The organism is Enterococcus silesiacus (genome assembly GCF_001886225.1).
GTDB classification, from domain to species: Bacteria; Bacillota; Bacilli; order Lactobacillales; family Enterococcaceae; genus Enterococcus_L; species Enterococcus_L silesiacus.
On the sequence record NZ_JXLC01000007.1, the window covers coordinates 70420 to 90830 of the forward strand.

At 36.9% G+C, this 20411-nt stretch carries 15 protein-coding genes and 1 other annotated feature; of the genes, 4 read left to right on the top strand and 11 right to left on the bottom strand.

All coding sequences use genetic code 11. The features are described 5' to 3' along the window. Positions 1 to 77 precede the first annotated feature (77 nt). The 5 genes from dapD to racE form a co-directional block, all read right to left on the bottom strand. Positions 78 to 779 carry a 2,3,4,5-tetrahydropyridine-2,6-dicarboxylate N-acetyltransferase gene (dapD, locus tag RV15_RS06615; protein ID WP_071877265.1) on the bottom strand — a complete coding sequence of 234 codons (702 nt, stop codon included), beginning with the start codon at positions 777 to 779 and terminating at the stop codon, positions 78 to 80. A gap of 94 nt (positions 780 to 873) precedes the next feature. Further along, positions 874 to 1371, bottom strand: a complete 498-nt coding sequence (gene cbpB, locus RV15_RS06620) for a cyclic-di-AMP-binding protein CbpB (RefSeq protein WP_071877266.1) — start codon at positions 1369 to 1371, stop codon at positions 874 to 876. Positions 1372 to 1650: 279 nt separating this feature from the next. Continuing rightward, positions 1651 to 2163, bottom strand: coding sequence for a metallophosphoesterase (locus RV15_RS06625; protein WP_071877267.1), 513 nt, complete (start codon positions 2161 to 2163; stop codon positions 1651 to 1653). A gap of 10 nt (positions 2164 to 2173) precedes the next feature. After that, complete coding sequence (gene rph, locus RV15_RS06630) at positions 2174 to 3523, bottom strand: ribonuclease PH (protein WP_071877268.1); 1350 nt, start codon at positions 3521 to 3523, stop codon at positions 2174 to 2176. 40 nt (positions 3524 to 3563) lie between these two features. Further along, positions 3564 to 4412 carry a glutamate racemase gene (gene racE, locus RV15_RS06635; protein WP_281246827.1) on the bottom strand — a complete coding sequence of 283 codons (849 nt, stop codon included), beginning with the start codon at positions 4410 to 4412 and terminating at the stop codon, positions 3564 to 3566. Positions 4413 to 4846: 434 nt separating this feature from the next. On the opposite strand from racE, the gene RV15_RS06640 reads away from it, so the two are divergent. Genes RV15_RS06640 through RV15_RS06655 form a run of 4 tightly spaced genes read left to right on the top strand, consistent with a single transcriptional unit; the run spans position 4847 to position 7850 of the window. Continuing rightward, positions 4847 to 5575: an amino acid ABC transporter ATP-binding protein gene (locus tag RV15_RS06640; protein WP_071877269.1), complete on the top strand. Its 729-nt coding sequence runs from the start codon at positions 4847 to 4849 to the stop codon at positions 5573 to 5575. 39 nt (positions 5576 to 5614) lie between these two features. Then, positions 5615 to 6436 carry a transporter substrate-binding domain-containing protein gene (locus tag RV15_RS06645; protein WP_071877270.1) on the top strand — a complete coding sequence of 274 codons (822 nt, stop codon included), beginning with the start codon at positions 5615 to 5617 and terminating at the stop codon, positions 6434 to 6436. A gap of 46 nt (positions 6437 to 6482) precedes the next feature. After that, positions 6483 to 7181 carry an amino acid ABC transporter permease gene (locus RV15_RS06650; RefSeq protein WP_071877271.1) on the top strand — a complete coding sequence of 233 codons (699 nt, stop codon included), beginning with the start codon at positions 6483 to 6485 and terminating at the stop codon, positions 7179 to 7181. Positions 7182 to 7211: 30 nt separating this feature from the next. Continuing rightward, positions 7212 to 7850 carry an amino acid ABC transporter permease gene (locus RV15_RS06655; RefSeq protein WP_071877337.1) on the top strand — a complete coding sequence of 213 codons (639 nt, stop codon included), beginning with the start codon at positions 7212 to 7214 and terminating at the stop codon, positions 7848 to 7850. 77 nt (positions 7851 to 7927) lie between these two features. On the opposite strand, the gene pheT is transcribed toward RV15_RS06655, so the two are convergent. The 6 genes from pheT to lepB form a co-directional block, all read right to left on the bottom strand. Beyond that, positions 7928 to 10351, bottom strand: coding sequence for a phenylalanine--tRNA ligase subunit beta (gene pheT / locus RV15_RS06660; protein WP_071877272.1), 2424 nt, complete (start codon positions 10349 to 10351; stop codon positions 7928 to 7930). A gap of 6 nt (positions 10352 to 10357) precedes the next feature. Then, positions 10358 to 11404, bottom strand: a complete 1047-nt coding sequence (pheS, locus tag RV15_RS06665) for a phenylalanine--tRNA ligase subunit alpha (protein ID WP_071877273.1) — start codon at positions 11402 to 11404, stop codon at positions 10358 to 10360. Positions 11405 to 11630: 226 nt separating this feature from the next. After that, positions 11631 to 11840 (bottom strand) — a binding site (T-box leader). A 41-nt stretch (positions 11841 to 11881) separates the two neighbouring features. Continuing rightward, complete coding sequence (locus tag RV15_RS06670) at positions 11882 to 12226, bottom strand: winged helix-turn-helix transcriptional regulator (RefSeq protein ID WP_071877274.1); 345 nt, start codon at positions 12224 to 12226, stop codon at positions 11882 to 11884. Positions 12227 to 12286: 60 nt separating this feature from the next. Further along, a complete protein-coding gene (gene addA / locus RV15_RS06675; protein ID WP_071877275.1) occupies positions 12287 to 16087 on the bottom strand; it encodes a helicase-exonuclease AddAB subunit AddA in 3801 nt (1266 codons plus the stop codon). Next, complete coding sequence (locus RV15_RS06680; RefSeq protein WP_071877276.1) at positions 16080 to 19658, bottom strand: PD-(D/E)XK nuclease family protein; 3579 nt, start codon at positions 19656 to 19658, stop codon at positions 16080 to 16082. The genes addA and RV15_RS06680 overlap by 8 nt, the downstream gene beginning before the upstream one ends. 137 nt (positions 19659 to 19795) lie before the next feature. Further along, on the bottom strand, positions 19796 to 20335 hold the full coding sequence (gene lepB / locus RV15_RS06685; RefSeq protein ID WP_071877277.1) for a signal peptidase I: 540 nt from the start codon (positions 20333 to 20335) through the stop codon (positions 19796 to 19798). Positions 20336 to 20411 lie beyond the last annotated feature (76 nt).

Here is a 20411-nt window from a genome sequence, read left to right on the forward strand (position 1 = left end):
TAACATAAAAAAAATGGACTAAAACTGAATAGCAGTTTTAATCCGTTTTCTAAAAGTAATTGTATTAGTGTCCCTGATTATAATTTACGTAGTTCTTCCATCATGTTTGTTTTACTTTTGGTTTTTGCATCGATATCTTTTATCTTTTTAGCTGGTACTCCGGCGACCACAGTATAAGATGCAACATCGTCAACAACAATTGCTCCAGCAGCAACCACAGCACCCTCGCCTACTCGAATCCCTTCCAAAACAACAGCATTCGCACCAATCAACACGTTGTCTTCAATAACAACAGGCTCTGCACTCGGTGGCTCAATTACACCTGCTAGAACAGTCCCAGCACCAATATGGCAATTTTTGCCAACAGTAGCGCGTCCGCCTAAAATGGCACCCATGTCAATCATTGACCCTTCACCGATCACAGCACCGATATTGATTACAGCACCCATCATGATCACAGCATTGTCGCCAATTTCAACCTGATCTCTGATGATTGCTCCTGGTTCAATACGGGCGTTAATCTCTTTAATATCTAGCATTGGGATGGCTGAATTTCTAGAATCATTTTCTACCACATAATCTATGATAAGTTCTTTATTTTTCTCTAAAAACTCTTTAATTATTCTCCATTCTCCAAATAAAGTTCCTGTTTTACAGTTAGTAAATGCTTGAATCTCATCAGGAAAGGTTACTTCTTTAAGTTTCCCTTTTAATGTAACTTTTACTGGTGTCTTTTTTTCAGCGTTCCCGATATAGTTAATAATTTCATATGCATCCATCCACATAACTCCCTTCAAATTAAACAACAGATTTACCGATATCCTAGAAATACAGCTGTTTTTTACCGCTTAGTATGACTGAAAAAGCTAAACATCAAATAACTTTCATCTCCATAGATCCTTCACCTGATTTTGGAAGTATGATATTTTTCCTTTCCAATTCATGGGCCATATGATTGATTGCTTTCAGCAATTCTTTGCGAGTGATAATCCCCTTAAAGCACTGATTATCATCTACAACTGGAAGAAATGCTGCATCAACTAATAAATGAAGAACGTCTTCTAGTTCCCATTTTTCACCGATCACTGGAACATTTACTTCCATGACATCTGCGACAGTAAAATCTTTTAATTTATCAAAATCAACAGATGTGATATCGAACATTTTATCCACAACATCTGATAAGCTGATCAATCCTACAAAACGATCGCCTTTATCTAAAACGGGGATTTTTGAATATTTCACTTGAGATAAAACCAATAAAGCATGACTTAACGGATTTAAGCACATTACATTTGCAACGTTCTCCGCAGGAATCAAAAAGGTTTCTTGTTTTTCTAATAATAATTCTTTTACAGCAGTTCCAATCATTGGAGTGCCTCCATTTCATTTTCTTTGCCACAACTATCATTGTACAGAAAACGGATGCAAATGTCTTTAAATTCAAACTTTTTTCATAACTCTTAAAAAAAATTAAGGTTTGATCTTAATTTCTTCATTTTTTCGTTTTGATGAAAAACTAAAAATTCGATGAGGCCGAGACAAAAACGTTTAGCTCCGAGAAATTAGAAGGAGTTGCTTTTGTCTCAGGCTCATCAAGAAATCCGAATAAACGGTGAGAGCAGTCTATCCCAACCTTATTCTAATTGATTATTTATTAAAAACAAAATGCAGTTTTTTAAATGGTTGATGATCTCGTCCATAATATTGAATAATGAATTGATCTGCTGTACTTTCAATGATCACGTATGATTTCAGTTGAATTGGCCCTCTAGGCTGGCTGATACTTCCAGGATTTAAATAAAGAACCTTTGCCCGAACTTCACAACCAATTTCATGAGTATGACCAAATAACACAATAGTTGCTTTTGCTTGATCCGCCTGTAAAGCAAGAGTCGTTAGACCCATACGAACATTGGCTAGATGTCCATGTGTCATAAAAATAGTGTCTGTATCACTTTTTTCTACAATTGTATTGGGAAATTCAGGATCATAATCGCAATTTCCCTTGACCACAATAAAATCATTCCATAATAAATCTGTAGGTTCTAATTCAGAATCACCACAATGAAACATTTTATCCACTTTTCCCCGATACGTATCTGCTAAATCAACTAACACCTCACGATCGCCGTGATTGTCGCTCACTACTAGATATTTCATGTACAACCTCCTAGTTTTTTAACCAATTTTCCCATTGATTTCTTAGTTTTGCAACAGCTTTTCCTCGATGACTGATTTCATTTTTACGTTCATCTGACAGCTCAGCTGCAGTTTTTTGTTCTTCTGGTACAAAGAATAGTGGATCATAGCCAAAACCATGATCGCCACGTGGAATTGTTCCGATTGCTCCTGACCAATCACCTTCGACAACTAAGCTCTCTTTATCAGGAGCTGCAAAAACAAGCGTACAGTGAAATGTTGCCGTTCGTTTTTCTTTTGGAACTCCAGTTAGTTCATGCAATAATTTTGCGTTGTTGGCAGCATTATTAGTCGGTTCTCCAGCAAAACGTGCTGAAAATACTCCCGGTCTGCCATCTAATGCATCAACAATCAACCCTGAATCATCTGCTAAAACCGGTTGTTTTAAGATATCTGCAATCGTTTCTGCTTTTAAGCGAGCATTTTCTTCAAAAGTTTTCCCAGTTTCCTCAACGTCTGGTAACTCTGGGTAGTCTAATAACGTTTTGACATGATACCCTTTTTCAGCAAATATTTTCTTGAACTCTTTAGCTTTCCCTGGATTTCTCGTAGCGATCACGATCGTTTTAGCTTCTGCTGGAAAAGATTTTTCACTTAGTTCAGTCATAAAGGCTTCTTTTTGATAGGCAATCAAATGCTCAATCCCTGTTTTGCCATAGAATAATAATGAGTTCAGCTCATCACCTGAAAAAGTAGCCTCTTCTCCTGTTCCTTGTAGCTCAACGAAATTACCCGATTCAGTCATTACCAAATTCATATCAACAGCTGCGGCAGAATCTTCCACATAGTCCAAATCAAGAACACAATTTCCATCGCTTAAAATCCCAGCACTAACCGCAGCTAAGTACTCTTTGATCGGATTTTCTTGGAGCTCTCCTTTTTTGAGCATTTTATCTACTGCTATTTTCATTGCAACAAAAGCGCCCGTAATACTAGCTGTTCGAGTTCCGCCATCCGCTTGAACGACATCACAATCAACGATGATACTTCTTTCTCCCAATTTCTTTAAATCGATAACTGCACGCAATGAACGTCCAATTAAACGTTGAATCTCCATTGTTCGACCAGTCAGCTTTCCTTTGGCGCTCTCGCGGATATTCCTTGTATTTGTGGCTCTTGGGAGCATACTATATTCTGCCGTCACCCAGCCTGTTCCTTCACCTTTTAAAAATGGTGGCACCTTTTCTTCCACGGTTGCAGAGCAGATTACCTTAGTATCGCCAAAAGAAATCACTACTGAGCCTTCCGGATGTTTATAAACGTTGGTCTCAATAGTCACTTTTCTTAATTCTTTTGCTTGTCTTCCATCATGTCTGATCAAAGTTTATTCCTCCCAAAATAGTTGAACTTGAATAACAAAATTAGCTTCTATAGCTAGATAATCGAACTTGTTCAACTTTTAATTTTTCTAAATTTAACCAATCACCAGCAATAGCTTTAAACATTTTAGCTGATCCAGTCGTATAAAATTCATTTGCTTCATTTTTGTATTTCGGAGTATTGGCTATATCAAAATAGTCTAGTAGCATACTAACCTCACTCACCGTTTCAGCACCCGAGTCAATCAATTTTACTTGACTACCCATCACGTTTTGAATCAAAGGACGTAATAAGGGATAATGCGTACAGCCCAAAATCAAGGTGTCCAATTTTTTCAATTGTAGCGGATTTAACGTTTCTGATACAACTTTTTTTGCCACAGAAGAATGAAACTCATTACTTTCAACAAGAGGAACAAACTTTGGACACGCCAAGCTGGCAACAAATGTATTTGGTACCTTACTCTTTAATGCCTTTTCATAGGCACTACTTTTAATCGTTCCAGCGGTACCGATAATGCCAATACGATTGTTTTTTGTCGCCTTCAAAGCAGCTCTAGTTCCTGGCAGAATCACTCCGACTACAGGTATATCTAAGTGCGCTTTGATTTCTTCTAATGCAACAGCTGTCGCTGTATTACATGCGATTACTAACATTTTGATATTCTTTTCTAAAAGAAAATTAGTCATTTCCCAAGTAAATTGCACGACTTGCTCAGCAGGTCTTGGTCCATATGGACATCGTGCTGTATCTCCTAGATAGATCAATCGTTCATTTGGGAGTTGTCTCATTGCTTCTTTTACTACCGTAAGTCCACCGACTCCGGAATCTATAAATCCTATTGCTTCATGGTTATTCAAGTCAATCAAACCTTTACAGTATTTTTTCATCAACCTTATTCTCTACTTTTTGACACTTTTTTTCAAGTTTTAATGCCAGTCACGTTCTTATTATATCATTTTTTTCATCAAGGTTTCATTTGCTTTTTGTTTGTTAAGTGTATTTTTTTGTCGACTCTAGAAAAAAAACTGGTAATCTTATTTTTCATATGTTATAATTTCTAACATTAACAAACGAATAGATTTATGATGAAAAGATTAAAGATAAGCGAAAACAATTTTTATAAACAAAAAACATTTTTTGTGCGAATTATTCTTTGAAAACCTATAGTGAAAATAAACATACGCTCAATCGTCCCTCTTGCCATATTCTTAGTTTATAAAAATAATGCTTTTTTATGTTTCTATCTATTTCTATCTATTTACTTGTCAATCAATATTCACTAAAAGTGATGTGATAATTTTATACATAAAGGAGAATGAGCATGATTTCATTGGAACATGTAAATAAATTTTTTGGGAATCATCATGTGTTGAAAGATGTTTCCTTAACCGTTGCTGAAGGCGAAAAAATCGTAATCATCGGACCTTCCGGTTCCGGAAAAAGCACCTTAATTCGTTGTATCAATCGTTTAGAAAAGGTTAGTGACGGTCAAATACTAGTAGGCGGTATCGATATCACAGAACCAAAAGCTCCTGTTCAACAGGTACGGCAAAAAGTTGCGATGGTTTTTCAAAGCTTTAACTTATATGCCCACAAAACAATTATCCAAAATCTGACATTGGCACCAATTAAAGTCAAAGGTATCAGCAAAGAAGAAGCCACCAAAACTGGCATGGAGTACTTGGAAAGAGTCGGCTTAGCTGATAAAGCCAATGCATATCCAGCTCAACTTTCCGGCGGACAACAACAAAGGGTCGCAATCGCTAGAGCCTTAAACATGCACCCAGAGATTATTTTATTTGATGAACCAACTTCAGCTTTAGACCCAGAAATGATCCAAGAAGTATTGGATGTTATGGTTGATTTATCTAAACAAAATATCACCATGATTTGCGTTACTCACGAAATGGGCTTTGCACGCCAAGTGGCTGATAAAGTTATTTTTATGGATGATGGGCAAATCATTGAGACAGGAACACCAGAACACTTCTTTACGAGTACGCAAAACGAACGCGCTAAAGAATTTTTAAGCAAAATCATTCATAATTAAAAGCACAACTATCAAGCAATTTACGAGGAGGAAAATTTAATGAAAAAGACAAAAAAATTATTAGGTGCATTATCACTTGCTCTACTGCTAGGATTAATTGTAGGTTGCGGCAGCGGAGATGGCGATAAATCTGCAGATTCTGGTTCTAAAGGAACAACAGATATCCAAAAAATTAAAGATGCAGGTGTTATCAAAGTCGGTGTTAAAGAAGACGTTCCAAATTTCGGATATATGAATCCCGACACAAATAAAAACGAAGGAATGGAACCAGATATCGCTCGCTTGATTGCTAAAGAATTAACTGGTAGCGAAGATAATGTAGAGTTCGTCGGCGTTACTGCCAAAACACGAGGACCATTATTGGATAATGGTGAATTAGATATGGTAATCGCTACTTTTACGATTACAGATGAGCGAAAAGAAACATACAATTTCACGACACCTTATTATAAAGATGAAGTTGGTTTCTTAGTGAGAAAAGCAGATAAATTCACCGATACTGCAAGTTTAGATGGAAAAACGATTGGTGTTGTTCAATCTTCAACAACGAAAGAAGCTATCGAAAAACAAGCAAAAGAGCTAGGTGTATCGTTTAAATATCAAGAACTTGGTTCTTATCCAGAATTAAAAACAGCTTTGACTGCAAAAAGAATCGATGCTTTTTCCGTTGATAAATCTATTTTGACAGGCTATGTTGATGACAACACAGAAATTCTTAAAGCTGGTTTTTCACCACAAGAATATGGCATAGCTACGAAAAAAGCTAATACTGAATTAAATGACACTTTAAATAAATCTATTGAAAAATGGGAAAAAGATGGTACTTTAGAAAAAATTTACAAAACATGGAATCTAGATTGACACTCCTGATTCTATCCAATTTTGTCATAATTTGGGAGGAAATTAGATGTTCATTATAGCAAATGCAAGTCCTTTTGCACTCTATCGGTGGGAAGCATTATTTAAAGACTGGAGGCTTTTTGGTGATGCTTTCCTCTATACCATTTTATTGGCTATCGGTTCGCTAATTGTTGCAATGTTATTGGGTATCTTTTTCGGCAGTCTATCAGCGATGCAGAATAAGCCATTAAATATAATCAGCCGGATTTATGTTGAGTTCTTTCAAAATACACCTTTGTTGATTCAATTTATTGTAGTCTACTATGGCTTTCCACTGATTAGTCCTATACTGACTTTTTCAACAACGACAATCGCTATTATTTGTGTTGGTTTTTATCACGGCGCTTATATTTCAGAAGTTGTTCGTTCTGGAATCGGTGCTGTTCCTAAAGGTCAATTTGAAGCAGCTTATTCACAAGGTTTTTCTTATGGTAAGACAATGCGACATGTAGTATTGCCTCAAGCTTGGCGAATTATGTTGCCTCCACTAACAAATCAAGTTGTTAATTTAATTAAAAATACTTCAACTGTTGCGATTATTTCAGGTGCTGACGTGATGTTTACAGCCAACAATTGGTCCTCCATCAATTTAAATTATATTCCAGCGTTTACTATGGCAGGTTTGCTGTACTTTATCCTATGCTTCCCGCTAGCCAAATTAGCTCGGAATTTAGAAGAAAACAACAAGAAAGCTTATACCAGATAGGAGGTTGCAACAATGTCATTTTCAGAACAAATGAGTCAACTTTTGACAGGTAATAATTTGCGCTTTTTATTCGATGGTCTAAAGCTTACTCTTTATATCTCATTTATAGCAATTGTTTTGAGCACTATTTTTGGAACAGTTCTAGCAGTTTTAAGAAACCAAAAATCAGGTCCTTTAAAGTTTTTAGCCAGTTTATATATCGAGATCGTTCGAAATATTCCCAATTTATTGTGGATTTATGTCATTTTTTTGATTTTCAAAATAAAATCAACACCAGCAGGAATTGTCAGCTTTACAGTCTTTACAACTGCTGCTTTAGCTGAAATCATCCGTGGTGGTTTGAACGGTGTTGATAAAGGGCAAAAAGAAGCTGCACGTTCACAGGGATTTAGCAATTTTCAAGTTCTTATTTATATTGTCTTACCCCAAGCAATCCGAAATGTATTACCAGCCATTGTTTCTCAATTTGTGACGGTTATCAAAGATACTAGTTTTTTATATTCGGTTATTGCTTTGCAAGAATTATTTGGGAAATCCTATATCTTAATGGGACGCTACGCACAAACTGGACAGGTTTTCGCTATTTATGGCTTGGTCGCTTTGATGTATTTTGTCATCAATTTTTCAATTTCTCAATTTTCTCGATGGTTATCTAGAAACTGGGCATAAATATAGTTGAGTAAAAACTTATTCATAAATAAAAGTGCAGCAAAACTGGAATTTAGTTTTGCTACACTTTTATTTTTTTATCGAATTGTCACATTAAACAACTCAACTAAAGCTTTTTCTACTTTTTCCATTGATTGATTAATTTCTTCATCAACCAAAGTTGCTTCAGCATTCACAAACGTTAAACTGTAAGCCATTGATTTTTTACCTTCAGTGATATTTGCTCCTTGATAAACATCAAATAAATGAACTGATTGCAAGAACTTTCCAGCATGTTTAGAGATTGTTTCAACCAATTCTTGATTTGTCACTGTTTCATCAACTAACAATGCAATATCTCTTGAGATTGCTGGAAATTTCGAGATTGGCTGATAAACCAAAGCCTCATTTTCAGCTTCAATAATCGCATGAAGATTTAATTCAGCAGCGTACGTTTCTGGAATCTCATATTCTTTTGCAACTGTTGGATGAACTTGTCCAATAAAACCGATAACTAAATCATTTAATTTTACTAACGTTGTTCTTCCTGGATGTAAGTCTGTTTTTTCATTCGTCGCTTCATAAGATATTTTATCTGCAATTCCCACAGAATCAAATAATCCCTCTAACATTCCTTTGATTGTATAAAAATCAACAGGCGTTTCTTTTGTCTGCCAATCTTTTACCACCTGATTACCTGATAACACGATCCCTAAATGATTTTCTTCATATGGTAATTCTTTTTGAGGATCATTCTCTTGATAAAAGACGCGCCCGATTTCATACAGAGCGACATTGTTATTTTTACGTGCAACATTATAAGCTACGTCATCAAGTAAGCCAGAAATTAAGTTCATTCTCAACACAGAACGTTCTTCGCTCATCGGCCACTGTAAACTGGTTGTTAGACTTTCTCTCATCATAAATTGACGTGATTTTTCTTCTGTCGTCAAAGCATAGCTGATTGCTTCGCTAGCCCCAAGGCCTTCTAACAAACTCTTAATTTTACGAACCAACAATTGTCCGCTTGTTAAACTTCCAGCTACAGTTTCACCTTTTGGTAATGTTGACGGTAAGTTATCATACCCATAAATACGTGCAACTTCTTCAATCAAATCTGCTTCGATCGTAATATCCCAACGTCTAGGTGGCACTGTTACACTATATTTTTCTTGATCAAGCTTGTAAGCGAAGCCTAATGTATCGAAAATTTCGCTAACCGTGGCTTGATCCATTTCAGTCCCCAAATATTCGTTGATTCGCGAAATGGTTACACTGACAACCACCTCTTCAAGTACTAGTTGTGAGCCTACAGCTTTTCCAGAGACAACTGTACCACCCGCTAATTTAGCGATCATTGCCGCAGCAACATCACCCGCTTCACCAATAGTTGCGTGATTAATGCCTTTTTCAAATCGACTAGAAGATTCACTGCGCAGATTGAATTCTTTTGACGTTCTACGAATCGATAATGAATCAAATAATGCTGATTCCAAAGCTACTGTCGTTGTTTCTTCAGTGATTTCTGAATCTGCGCCACCCATTACACCAGCTAAAGCTACTGGGTTTTGTCCATTTGTAATGACGATATTTTCATTAGATAGCTTGCGAGTCTCGCCATCCAAAGTAACGATTTCTTCTCCAGTTTTTCCACGTCTCACTAGAATTTTATTGCTATTCAATTTTTGATAGTCAAATGCATGTAATGGTTGTCCAAATAACAAAAGGATATAGTTCGTTACATCTACTACATTATTGATTGGGCGGATTCCTTCATTCATTAAACGGGTTTGCAGCCACAACGGGCTTTCTGCTATTTTCACATCTTTAATGATTCTGATTTGATAAGCAGGCGCATCTTTTTCGTCTTCCACTTCTACAGAAATATACTTTTCAATGGCTTCTCTTGTATCTTCTGCTAAAGGTTCATCATCAAATGTAGGTGTTTGGCGGTAAATGGCTCCCACTTCATAAGCAACACCACGCATGCTTAAGGCATCTGCACGGTTTGGTGTGATCGATAATTCAATAATAGAATCGTCCATATCTAAATAACTAAAAACGTCATCACCATTCACAGCATCTTGTGGCATATAGTAGATTCCCTCAGAATATGCTTTAGGAATTACGCTATCTGAGTAACCTAATTCTTGTAACGAACAAATCATACCATTTGAGACTTCGCCACGCATTTTGCCTTTTTTAATTTTTTGATTCCCACTGATACGAGATCCTGGTAACGCTACAATGACTTTGATCCCCGCTTTGACATTAGGTGCACCGCAAACAATTTGTGATAATTCTGCCTCACCGATATCCACTTGGCAAATCGATAAATGATCTGAATTCGGATGAGGAACACATTCTTTGACCTCACCAACGACAATTTTTTTCAAGCCATCTTCAGGGACTTCAACTCCTTCAACCTCAATACCCGTCAAAGACATTTGATCCGATAACTCTCTTGCAGATATTTTTGAAAGATCTAAATACTCACTTAACCATTTATAAGAAACTAACATCGTCGATTACTCCTTTACCTTGAACTGATTTAAGAAACGTAAATCATTTTGATAGAAATTCCGAATGTCGTTGACTCCATATCGCAACATTGCTACACGATCTGGTCCTAAGCCAAAAGCAAATCCTGTATATTCATTCGGGTCGATTCCTGACATTGATAAGACGTCTGGATGAACCATACCAGCACCTAAAATTTCGATCCAACCTGTTTGTTTACAAACATTACAACCTGCTCCACCGCACTTGAAACAACTAACATCCACTTCAACTGAAGGTTCAGTAAACGGGAAATAGCTTGGACGTAAACGAATCTTACGGTCTTCCCCAAACATTTTTTTCATGACAACTTCAAGGGTGCCTTTAAGATCTCCCATTGTAATGTTTTTATCAATAACCAATCCTTCAATTTGATGGAATTGATGACTGTGTGTAGCATCGTCTGTATCTCTACGAAAAACTTTTCCAGGAGAAATCATGCGCAATGCACCTTTTGAAAAATCATGTTTTTCCATTGTTCTTGCTTGAACAGGTGATGTATGTGTGCGAATCAGTATTTCATCAGAAATATAAAATGTATCTTGCATATCACGAGCTGGATGATCTTTTGGCAAGTTCATGCGTTCAAAGTTATATTGGTCAGATTCTACTTCGTAGCCTTCAACGACCTGGTAGCCCATTCCGACAAAGATATCTTCGATTTCTTCCATCACTTGTGATAATACATGACGCGTCCCATGAGTCATTTGTTTGCCTGGTAATGTTACATCGATTGTTTCCTGCTCTAACGCTGCATTTAAAGCGGCGGCTTCTAGCACTTCTTTGCGTATTTCAATCGCTTCTGTCAGTAAATCACGAATTTCATTGGCAAAGCTTCCCACTACTGGACGCTCTTGTGCAGATAAATCCTTCATGCCTCGCAGCACTTCCGTGATAGGTCCTTTTTTCCCTAGTGTTTCTACTCTGATTTGATTTAAGCTATTAAGATCAGCCACATTTTGAATATTCACCAATGTTTCGTCTCTTAACGCTTCTAATTGAGCTTTTAATGTCATTTTTCTATTCCTTTCTTTCGCTTGGTATTAAATAAAAGCTGAACTGGCTCATTCAGCTCTGACAGAAAAATAGGAAAATATAGTTGTGACACTTTTGGTCACGGACATATTTTATCTTTTTTCCGAAGGACTAGCCTGATAAGCTCGATAATGCATGGTATAAGCTGAACAATCTCTTTTTTCTGAACAACTAGCTAAAATAAAAAAACGATAGCCCATTCCTTTATCAAGGAACGAGCTATCGTGTTACCATCCTACTTCATGATCAAAAATCATGCACTCAATTCTTATAACGGCTTTCACCGGTCTGCTCTTTTTAGAACAAACAAACTCCGAAAGTGAACTTCATTTTTCGATAACGTAACCTGTTTCCAGTCTAAGACAGGTTTTCCCTTTTCGCATCAACCAAATTACTCTTTTTCATCAACGTTTATTGTTATTCAATTGATTACAGTTTACAAGAAATTAAGTCTTAGGTCAACTGCATTCTTCAGCGGTGACCCATTTTTCTGCCCATTCTTGGATTTGTTCCATTGCTTGTTGTAAGTCTTTTCCCTTATTAGTGAGGAAATATTCTAGACGACTGCTCTCATCACAGCGAACTGCTTTTGAAATGATCCCTTCTGCTTCAAGTTCTTTCAAACGTTCGACTAACACTCGATCGCTTAGTTCCGGGATTTTTTGTCTTAACTCACCAAATCGTTGAGGACCACTTTCCAACAAGACATCAATAATCAAACCATTCCATTTTTTCCCTAAAATCGCAAAAGCTTTTTCGAATTTAGGGCATAGTGAAAATTCGGTTGTTTTTACTTGCTCCATTTACCTCACCTCGTGAACTGAGTATAGCACACAACTTACAATTTGTAAGTATATCTGCTTTCATTTTTTCATTTTTTCTATAATTTGCCCAGCATCCATATCAATAATGATTCCTGCAGATAATAACACCAACAAGACCTGAGTTACTTGCTTGCCAGTAGCCTGAACCAACGCTTTCCGGTACAAATTAAGTTGGCCTCTATAGCGTTGGATGATTTTCTTGATCTCTTGATCGTTCTCAATATCTTGAACGAAATCTGTTTTGTAATCATAGAGAATACAGTTCTCCTCTTGCTCGATATAGCCATCAATCATTCCGTGAATCAATAGATCGTCTTCTGTCTCTCTAGGGTAATCTTTAATGAGCTCTTCTGCCTTTAATAACATCGAAAATGGTTGTTCGCGGACAACTTGAGCAGATTTAGTCAATAGTTGCTGACCTAGGCTAGTTTGATAAAAAGAAAGAACCTGTTCAATCTTGATCTGCTTCGCTACATTTTCCTTGATGATTTTTGTTTGGATCAGCTCATCGATCAATTGAAGAATATTGTCTTTTGTCGGTTCTATAGTTAGGTCCAAAAGCTGTAATAGATAATGTGTTGCTGTTCCAATTTCTAATGCCGATGGTTTGCGAATGGTTTCAATGAATCTTGGTTTGCCTAATTCTCCTTCACTCATTCGGTGAATGATCATCGGTGTTGGCTGAATTGTATTTTTATCATCAAGCTCGATTTTAGCGATTTCCTTATTGTCTGGATCTTCAAAAATCCGCTTAATTTCAGATACAGATTGGTAATTGGTCGTTATTGTTGAAAGCTGATATGGATACACATAGTTTAAGCGTTCAAGTCCTCGCTTGGTTAACTTTGGATCATTACTTCCAAAACTTTCCTCATTTACAGAGCTTGTCTCAATAAATTGAAGTGCAGCAAACTGTTCTTGGATCTCTTTTTCAGCCATAAAACTGATGCCAAACCCTGCAGGATGTTGTGTGATTCCTGCAATTCTCTCTGTGATATGTTCTGTTTGAAATTCTGACATTTTGTGATGACGGATCAAACTCATTCCGACCCAGTTCATCAAGCTGCTTTTGCCTTGCAGCCGATTTTCGCTAGGTAACACTTTTGTTTGAACATCGCTGACTTTTAGCCACTCTTTCCAAGTTGCTTCTTGATTATTGTAAGAGCCAATTAAATAAAGTTTTTGTTCTGCCCGAGTCAAAGCAACATATAGTTTCCGCATTTCTTCAGAAAGTAATTTTTTTAATTTTGCTTGCTTTATCGCTAAAAAAGGTAATGTCTCATATAACATCCGGTCCCCTTGGTCAAGATAACGAATTCCCACGCCTAGGCGGTCATCAAATATATAGCGGTCATTCAAATCACCAAGATTGAATTCTTTTGTCATATCCAACACGAATACTACTGGAAATTCTAGGCCTTTACTAGCATGAATCGTCATTACCCGAACTGCATTTTCATCACTTAAAATAACTGGTTCCGCTAAATCCTTATCTTTTTCCTGCATTTTTTCAATAAAACGCACAAACTGAAATAATCCGCGGAAGCTAGTTTGCTCATAATTGGCTGCTCGGTCCACAAGCGCGAATAAATTCGCCTGTCTTTGTTTACCAGCCGGCATGCCCCCCACATAATCTAAATACGCAGTATCTTGGTAAATTTGCCAAATTAACGTGGCTAATTGATTCCGTCTAGCCAGTTCCCGCCATTGGTCTAGTTTTTTCGCAAACTGTGTCGTTTTTTCTTGTACTGTTTGCTGCTCTTTTGTTGTAGCATCATTTTGATTGAACTGCAAAAAAGCTTCATAATAAGAACTTTTTTTAGCAGCTAAACGGATCATAACCAATTCGTTTTCTTTCAAACCCACGATCGGCGAACGTAACACAGCTGCAAGTGGAATATCCTGATAAGGGTTATCGATGATTTGCAAAAGCGCCACCATGGTCTGAACCTCTGTTGCTTGGAAATAATTTTGCGCATCATTGACTTGAATCGGAATTCCAGCTAATTTGAATATTTCCAGAATGGTCAAATTATTTTTCTTAGTCGGTGTCAATAAAACAATATCTTTATAAGTCAGCGGACGATTTTCTTTCGTAGACTTGTCGTAAATCAAAAACTGCTGATCGATCAGTTCCCTGATCTTCAACGCTGTCATATGCAGTTCGCCTTCAGTTTTATCTTCTAAGATCAGTTGAGAATCATCTGTTTTAAGTGTTTCTTCCAGCTGCTCTGATTTTTTTTCATAGATCAGCAGTTCTGTATCATAATTTTCAGCCTCAGCAAATTGATCAAATCCATGAACCAGTTGAGCCGCTTCATCATAATCGATTTGTCCCACCCGTTCATCCATCAGCTGCTCAAAAACTAAATTGGTAAAATCTAAGACATTTTTTCTAGAGCGGAAATTCTCAGCTAAAACGATTCGTTTTCCTTCTTTATTTTGCCCATATTGATTGTATTTTTCAATAAACAACGTTGGATCAGCTAAACGGAAGGAATAAATAGATTGTTTAACATCCCCCACCATAAATAAATTTCCCTCTTCAGCTGATGGTCTTCTAAGCCAATAAAGGATCGTTTCTTGCAAGCGATTGATGTCTTGATATTCATCAACTAACACTTCATCAAATTTATCGCGGTAATACTTGGACGCTTCTGTGGCAAACCACTTCCCAGCTTCTTTATGAGCTAGGATCGCTAGCGTGAAGTGCTCTAAATCGTTGAAGTCAACTAATCCCTTTCTAAGCTTTTGTTCGCTGTAACGTTCAATGAAAGCTTTCCCGACTCTGGCCATTTCTTCTACTACTGGTAAGGATTGCGCTAAGATATCTTTCATTTCCTGCGGTGATAAAGTAAATAAGTTCGTTATAATATCATTTATCGCTTTCTTATTTTGTTCGCGTAGATTTTTTGCTTGAGCCGCAGTTTCTTTTAAATCCTCGACACGAACTGTGGGATAACGTTCAAAGGTCACCGTTTTTGAAATTTCAAATCCAGATTCCAAATCATTATCTGCCAGTTGACTACTGAAATTTTCAACAAATTCCTTTTCATTTCTAGCAAGAATAGCGATTTTTTCTAGTTTCTCTTCTCCTTCGGTCAGGCGGATCATTTCTTCGTAACGAGCTACACAACGGAGTAAACTTTCCATGAGCTGCGGCTTTAAGTATTCCTGAAATAACATTGAATCACCTAACTGTCCTGTTACACGATAGCTATCAGCTAGATGTAACAGCCATTCATCTGGATCAGGATTTGCACGGGCAAATTCATAAAGAGAAAAAATTAGTCGAGTCAGTCCATCATCACTGCGATCATTTGAGAAATTACTTGTCAATTGATAGAAAGATTCTTGGTCTTCTGCGTAAAATTGTTCTCTAAGCTCATCCCAAACATCCTCTTTTAAAAGCAGCATTTCAGTTTCATCCGTCAATAAACGAAACACTGGATCCATTTCAATCAAATAATAAAAACGACGAATCACAGTTAAACAAAAAGCATGCAGTGTACTAATATTAGCCGTAGGGAGTAGTGATAATTGTCTGATAAAATGCTGCTTGCGCTCTTGTTCGCTCTCATTTGAAATCGCCTTTTGTAAAGCACTTTGGATTCTTTCCTTCATTTCTTTAGCAGCGGCTTCTGTATAGGTCACAATCAATAAACGATCAATGTCCACACCACTTTTGAGTTTTTCAATTACTCGGCGTACCAGAACTGTGGTCTTTCCAGAACCCGCTGAGGCAGAAACCAAAATATTTTCATCTCCATCGAAAACAGCTTGCCACTGATTATCAGTAAATTGTTCGTTTTCTGGACGTAAAGGAATCGTCTTACTCATCACTCGCTCCTCCTTTTTGCTCGTTTTCGATCAGTCGATCCATCACTTCATTTTTGGATAAGGTCTCAATCCTATTGTAGTTATTTTCTTTTAACATCACATCAAAATTACAAACACTCCTAAAGGGACAAAAACGACAAGCAATTCGTTCTTTGCCTTGATAGGCAGGATTCAATTCGATTTCACCACTTGTAACCTTGTTGCCCGCTTCGATAAATTTACTGCGGTTATGGGTCAATAAAGCATCTAATTCCGGCTCTGTCACAAATTTATCTTCTTGACGGCGCCCAGGTTTAATAATTTCTTTAGCAGATTCTTCAATTGGGTAAATCAATGAGCTTTGTTTAGCTTGCAAACTCTTATCTAAATTTTCAAGTAAAACAGGATCATTCAATAGCAATCCGTCAAATTGAAATTTTTTTAAAAGCTGCTGCTCTTTTTTATCTTCTGTTTCATACGATAAAATCGGGTTGTGAACGTGGAGATAAAATGAGCCTGCGGGTTTCGCCGTGCGGCCAACTAGATTTACTGCATCCATTAATGCAACATCTAAGTATGTCAACATTTGCATGGCTAATCCATAATAAGCCTCAGTAATATTAAATTTTTTATGGCTGGATTTATAATCAACAACACCTAAATATAAAGAATCTGGTGTCACTAATTGATCCAAACGATCGATTTTCCCTCTAACGCTGATATTTCCGCCATTTTTCAAAGGTAATTCTAGGCCTTTGATCCCTTTTTGGCTAGCAATCTGCCCAAATAAAACTTCCGTTTGAACAGTAGTCATCCCACTACGTTCACTTTGACGTTTTAACGCCCAGCTGACTTTTTTGATTGTTTGACCCAACTGATAGCGAATATAGTTCATGCGGCTGGATGAATCTAAGATTGAAAACTTGATTTCGCCAAAAACAGCGTTCAATATTTGCTCCGTAAACTCACTGACATCTCGATCGGTTAACTCAGATAATTGTTTATTTTGGGTGATCAATAATTTAAAGAACTGATCTAACGCCTCATGGAAAAAATCACCTGTTGCAGCGGGTGACAGCCCAAAAACATCGCGTTCTTTTAAGCCTAAACCAAAACGAGAGAAGTATTGATACTGGCAACGATAAAAGCTTTCCATTCTTGAAACAGACGTGTAAATCTGTTTACTGTATAATTCATCTGCTAAGTGTTCGTTTAAATTTTCCGGCAAGTTTTGATGGCCTAGACTTTCAAAAATATGCTGGGCTAATGGCGCTTGAGCGTCTTTCATTAATGCACGTTCCAGTTCTAACCAAAATGCTGATAGCCCAACTTGGGTTTCTTTTTTCTGACGCTTTAAATTTGTCAAATCACTGATCAATGTTCGATAGGTTCCGACGTGTTCTAAGCAGACCTGTTCATCATCTAATATGGTAAGTATATTTCTCTGCTGTACTTTTAAGCCTAAATCGTTTTGAATATTCGTTAAATAAGTGGAAGGTTTGACATCTTTTGCTGTATCTTTCACACTTGGGTAAGATAAATATAGGCGCTCAGTTGCTGATGCGAACATGATATAAGCATTAAATGGTTCTTTAGCAATGCTTTTTCTGGTGTCATTCAGCAAAAATTGTCCATCCTCTAAATGATCATTGACAAATTGACGTTCTTCATCCGAAAGTAACGTTTTATTCTCAAATTTTTGTGGCAAAACTTGATCCGTCAAGCCAATTGCAAAAACAACTTTAGCCTGTCCTGGTCGAGCTAAGTCGATTGCACGGACTTGTACTTGGTCGATTGCTGTTGGTACTTTGTTATAGCGTAGTCCTTCTAACCCACTGGAGAATAGTTCTTCAAATAACACTAAATCAAATGGTTCATTGCCATAAATCGTTACATACTCATCCAACAAGGTCATTAGAGCTTCCCAGGTTTGTTCGTGATTTCTAGCAGCTTCTAATTGGCCGTTTTGAATAGCTTGATTACGCCACATCATTAATTGCTTCTCTACGCCATTATCCACCAAAAAGCGATAAAAATAATCAGCAGCTTCGATGCCAGAATTCACTTTTTGAAGTGTTTTAAAAAATACTGGTATTGTTTTTTGAATTTGATTTCTAACAGCATTTGAGTCTTTTTCAATCAACTCAGTATCATCTTGTTGCTCTGCTTCAAAATCATAACGGATAAAATGCCAATCTTTAGCCTTTTCCCAATGATATCCCTCGTATCCATACGCAAGAACCACATTTTCAGTTACATCGATCTTACGACGCCATTCATTTCGTTCAGTTAGCCATTGTTCAACTGAGAGTTGATCTTCAATCGGAAAAAATAATTCTGTTCTTAAGAAACGCAATACATCACGATACCGATAATGGTAGCTGTTGATCGCAAACAATGACTGAATAAATTCTACTAACGGATGTTGCTCCATCGCCATATCCCGATCTAGATAAACGGGTATCTCATGCATCGAAAATAACGGCTCGATCAAGGTTTCGTAACTGTCCAGTTCTCGTGTAAGCAATTGAATATCTTTATAGCGATAATTTTCTTCAACAACCAATCTACGGATTTCTTTTGCAATCTGGTTGATTTCTTCTTTGAGATTTTCTGCACACCAAAATTGCAGATGATTCCCCACGACTTGTCTCTTTTTCTTTTGCGGATGATTTTCCTGAGCTTGCACCCAATATTTTTCAAGGTTTTGAAGAGTCTCATCTAAGACCAAAACATTGTTCTTTTCTACGTAATCAGGTAGTATAGCCACCTTTGACTGTCTAGCTAGTTGATAAAGCTTGTGATACGTTGTGCCTGTTTCATAAAACAGATTCATCATCGACGGTAATTCATTGGGATACATTTTATCCAGCGCCAACGAAATTTTGACTTCCCCGCTGCGACGCATTAAGGTATCAATCAATTTTAATTCCCTCGCTGAGAAATGATGATAGCCATTGATCACAAATAAAACGTTGCTAAGATCTTTTGTCTCTAAATAATCAGTTAAATACTGGATAATCTCTGCTGATTTGATGCCATATTGGTTCATCGTTTCTTCAAATTTTGAAAAAACGAACTTAATATCTTGAATTTTTAGTTGCAAGTCTTGTTCTTTGCTGTCTGAACCAGACCCAGTTAAGTGACCAAATAAATCTTCTAAATCAATATTGCCTTCTTTGATTTCCTGATATAATTCAAAAAGCTGTTGAATAAACCCCGATTTATTGACTTCTCCTCGAAAAACCTTCAGTATTTCTTCATTTTCCGATAATATCTTTCTAAAAACCATTGCAGCTCCTGCTTCTGAAAGAATCTCTGAGCTGTAATACTGCGTGTGTTGCAAATAATACCAAGCCAAACGATAGAAACTAAACACTTGAAAACGCATTGTGGCGATCGAGTCACTGTGATTTCCTTGAATAGTTTTGATTCGCTTGAGCGCATTGATCTCTTGTTCAAACTTCATGTGATTGGGTACTATATAAAAAACTTCATGCGTCTCATCTTCAGATAGCCACTTAACAGATGCCTGTAAAAGCGCCTCTTCTAGGTCCATTTCAGCAGTTCCGCGGATAAATTGTAGACTCATTCTGTCACATCCTTTATAAATGTTTCTTGACTTTAGTTTATCATAAATCGGTCTTAAAAACGGCTTTTAGTCCCTAACAAAAAAAGCCTCTTAGTTAAAAGAGAACTTTTCTGTTTATTCGTGTGGCTTAGACCATTTTAAATCGTACCAAAACGATCCAATGGCCATAAAACAAATTTAACATCGCCCATTATTTTGTCCTTACTGATAAATCCGATCATTCGTCCATCTTTTGAATTTCGGCGGTTATCACCCATCACAAAATATTCACCATCGGGAACTTTTTTCTCACCGGTTACTTCACTTAAAGTGAAATCAATGGTCAATGGTAACCCATCAGTCACTTCAGCTTTAAATTCATCAAGATAAGGTTCTTTTACTTCTTTATCATTGATATATAAAATATCATCTTTGTACTCAATCGTATCACCTGGTAAACCAATCACTCGTTTGATATAATTCTTTTTCGGCTCATCTGGTGCTGGAAATGTTACGATATCAAAGCGTTTGATTTCCGTATTCTTTAGTGCAATCACTCGTTCACCATCAGCTAATGTAGGATCCATCGAATGACCTTTAACAACAACTGGTGTAAACACGAATTGTCTTAATAAAAATAATAGTGCCGCTAAACCAACAAAAAATAAGATTGTATGTATTAACTCTTTAGACTTCAAATTCCATTCCTCCAAAAACTTGCTTTCTCTAGTTTACCACAAACAAGCAAATTCCTACAGGATTCTTTTCTTTTTG

Coding starts and splice junctions, on each gene's coding strand:
- dapD (WP_071877265.1), bottom strand. CDS start 779: ATGGATGCATATGAAATTATTAACTATATCGGGAACGCTGAAAAAAAG.
- cbpB (WP_071877266.1), bottom strand. CDS start 1,371: ATGATTGGAACTGCTGTAAAAGAATTATTATTAGAAAAACAAGAAACC.
- RV15_RS06625 (WP_071877267.1), bottom strand. CDS start 2,163: ATGAAATATCTAGTAGTGAGCGACAATCACGGCGATCGTGAGGTGTTA.
- racE (WP_281246827.1), bottom strand. CDS start 4,412: ATGAAAAAATACTGTAAAGGTTTGATTGACTTGAATAACCATGAAGCA.
- RV15_RS06640 (WP_071877269.1), top strand. CDS start 4,847: ATGATTTCATTGGAACATGTAAATAAATTTTTTGGGAATCATCATGTG.
- RV15_RS06645 (WP_071877270.1), top strand. CDS start 5,615: ATGAAAAAGACAAAAAAATTATTAGGTGCATTATCACTTGCTCTACTG.
- RV15_RS06650 (WP_071877271.1), top strand. CDS start 6,483: ATGTTCATTATAGCAAATGCAAGTCCTTTTGCACTCTATCGGTGGGAA.
- RV15_RS06655 (WP_071877337.1), top strand. CDS start 7,212: ATGAGTCAACTTTTGACAGGTAATAATTTGCGCTTTTTATTCGATGGT.
- pheT (WP_071877272.1), bottom strand. CDS start 10,351: ATGTTAGTTTCTTATAAATGGTTAAGTGAGTATTTAGATCTTTCAAAA.
- pheS (WP_071877273.1), bottom strand. CDS start 11,404: ATGACATTAAAAGCTCAATTAGAAGCGTTAAGAGACGAAACATTGGTG.
- RV15_RS06670 (WP_071877274.1), bottom strand. CDS start 12,226: ATGGAGCAAGTAAAAACAACCGAATTTTCACTATGCCCTAAATTCGAA.
- addA (WP_071877275.1), bottom strand. CDS start 16,087: ATGAGTAAGACGATTCCTTTACGTCCAGAAAACGAACAATTTACTGAT.
- RV15_RS06680 (WP_071877276.1), bottom strand. CDS start 19,658: ATGAGTCTACAATTTATCCGCGGAACTGCTGAAATGGACCTAGAAGAG.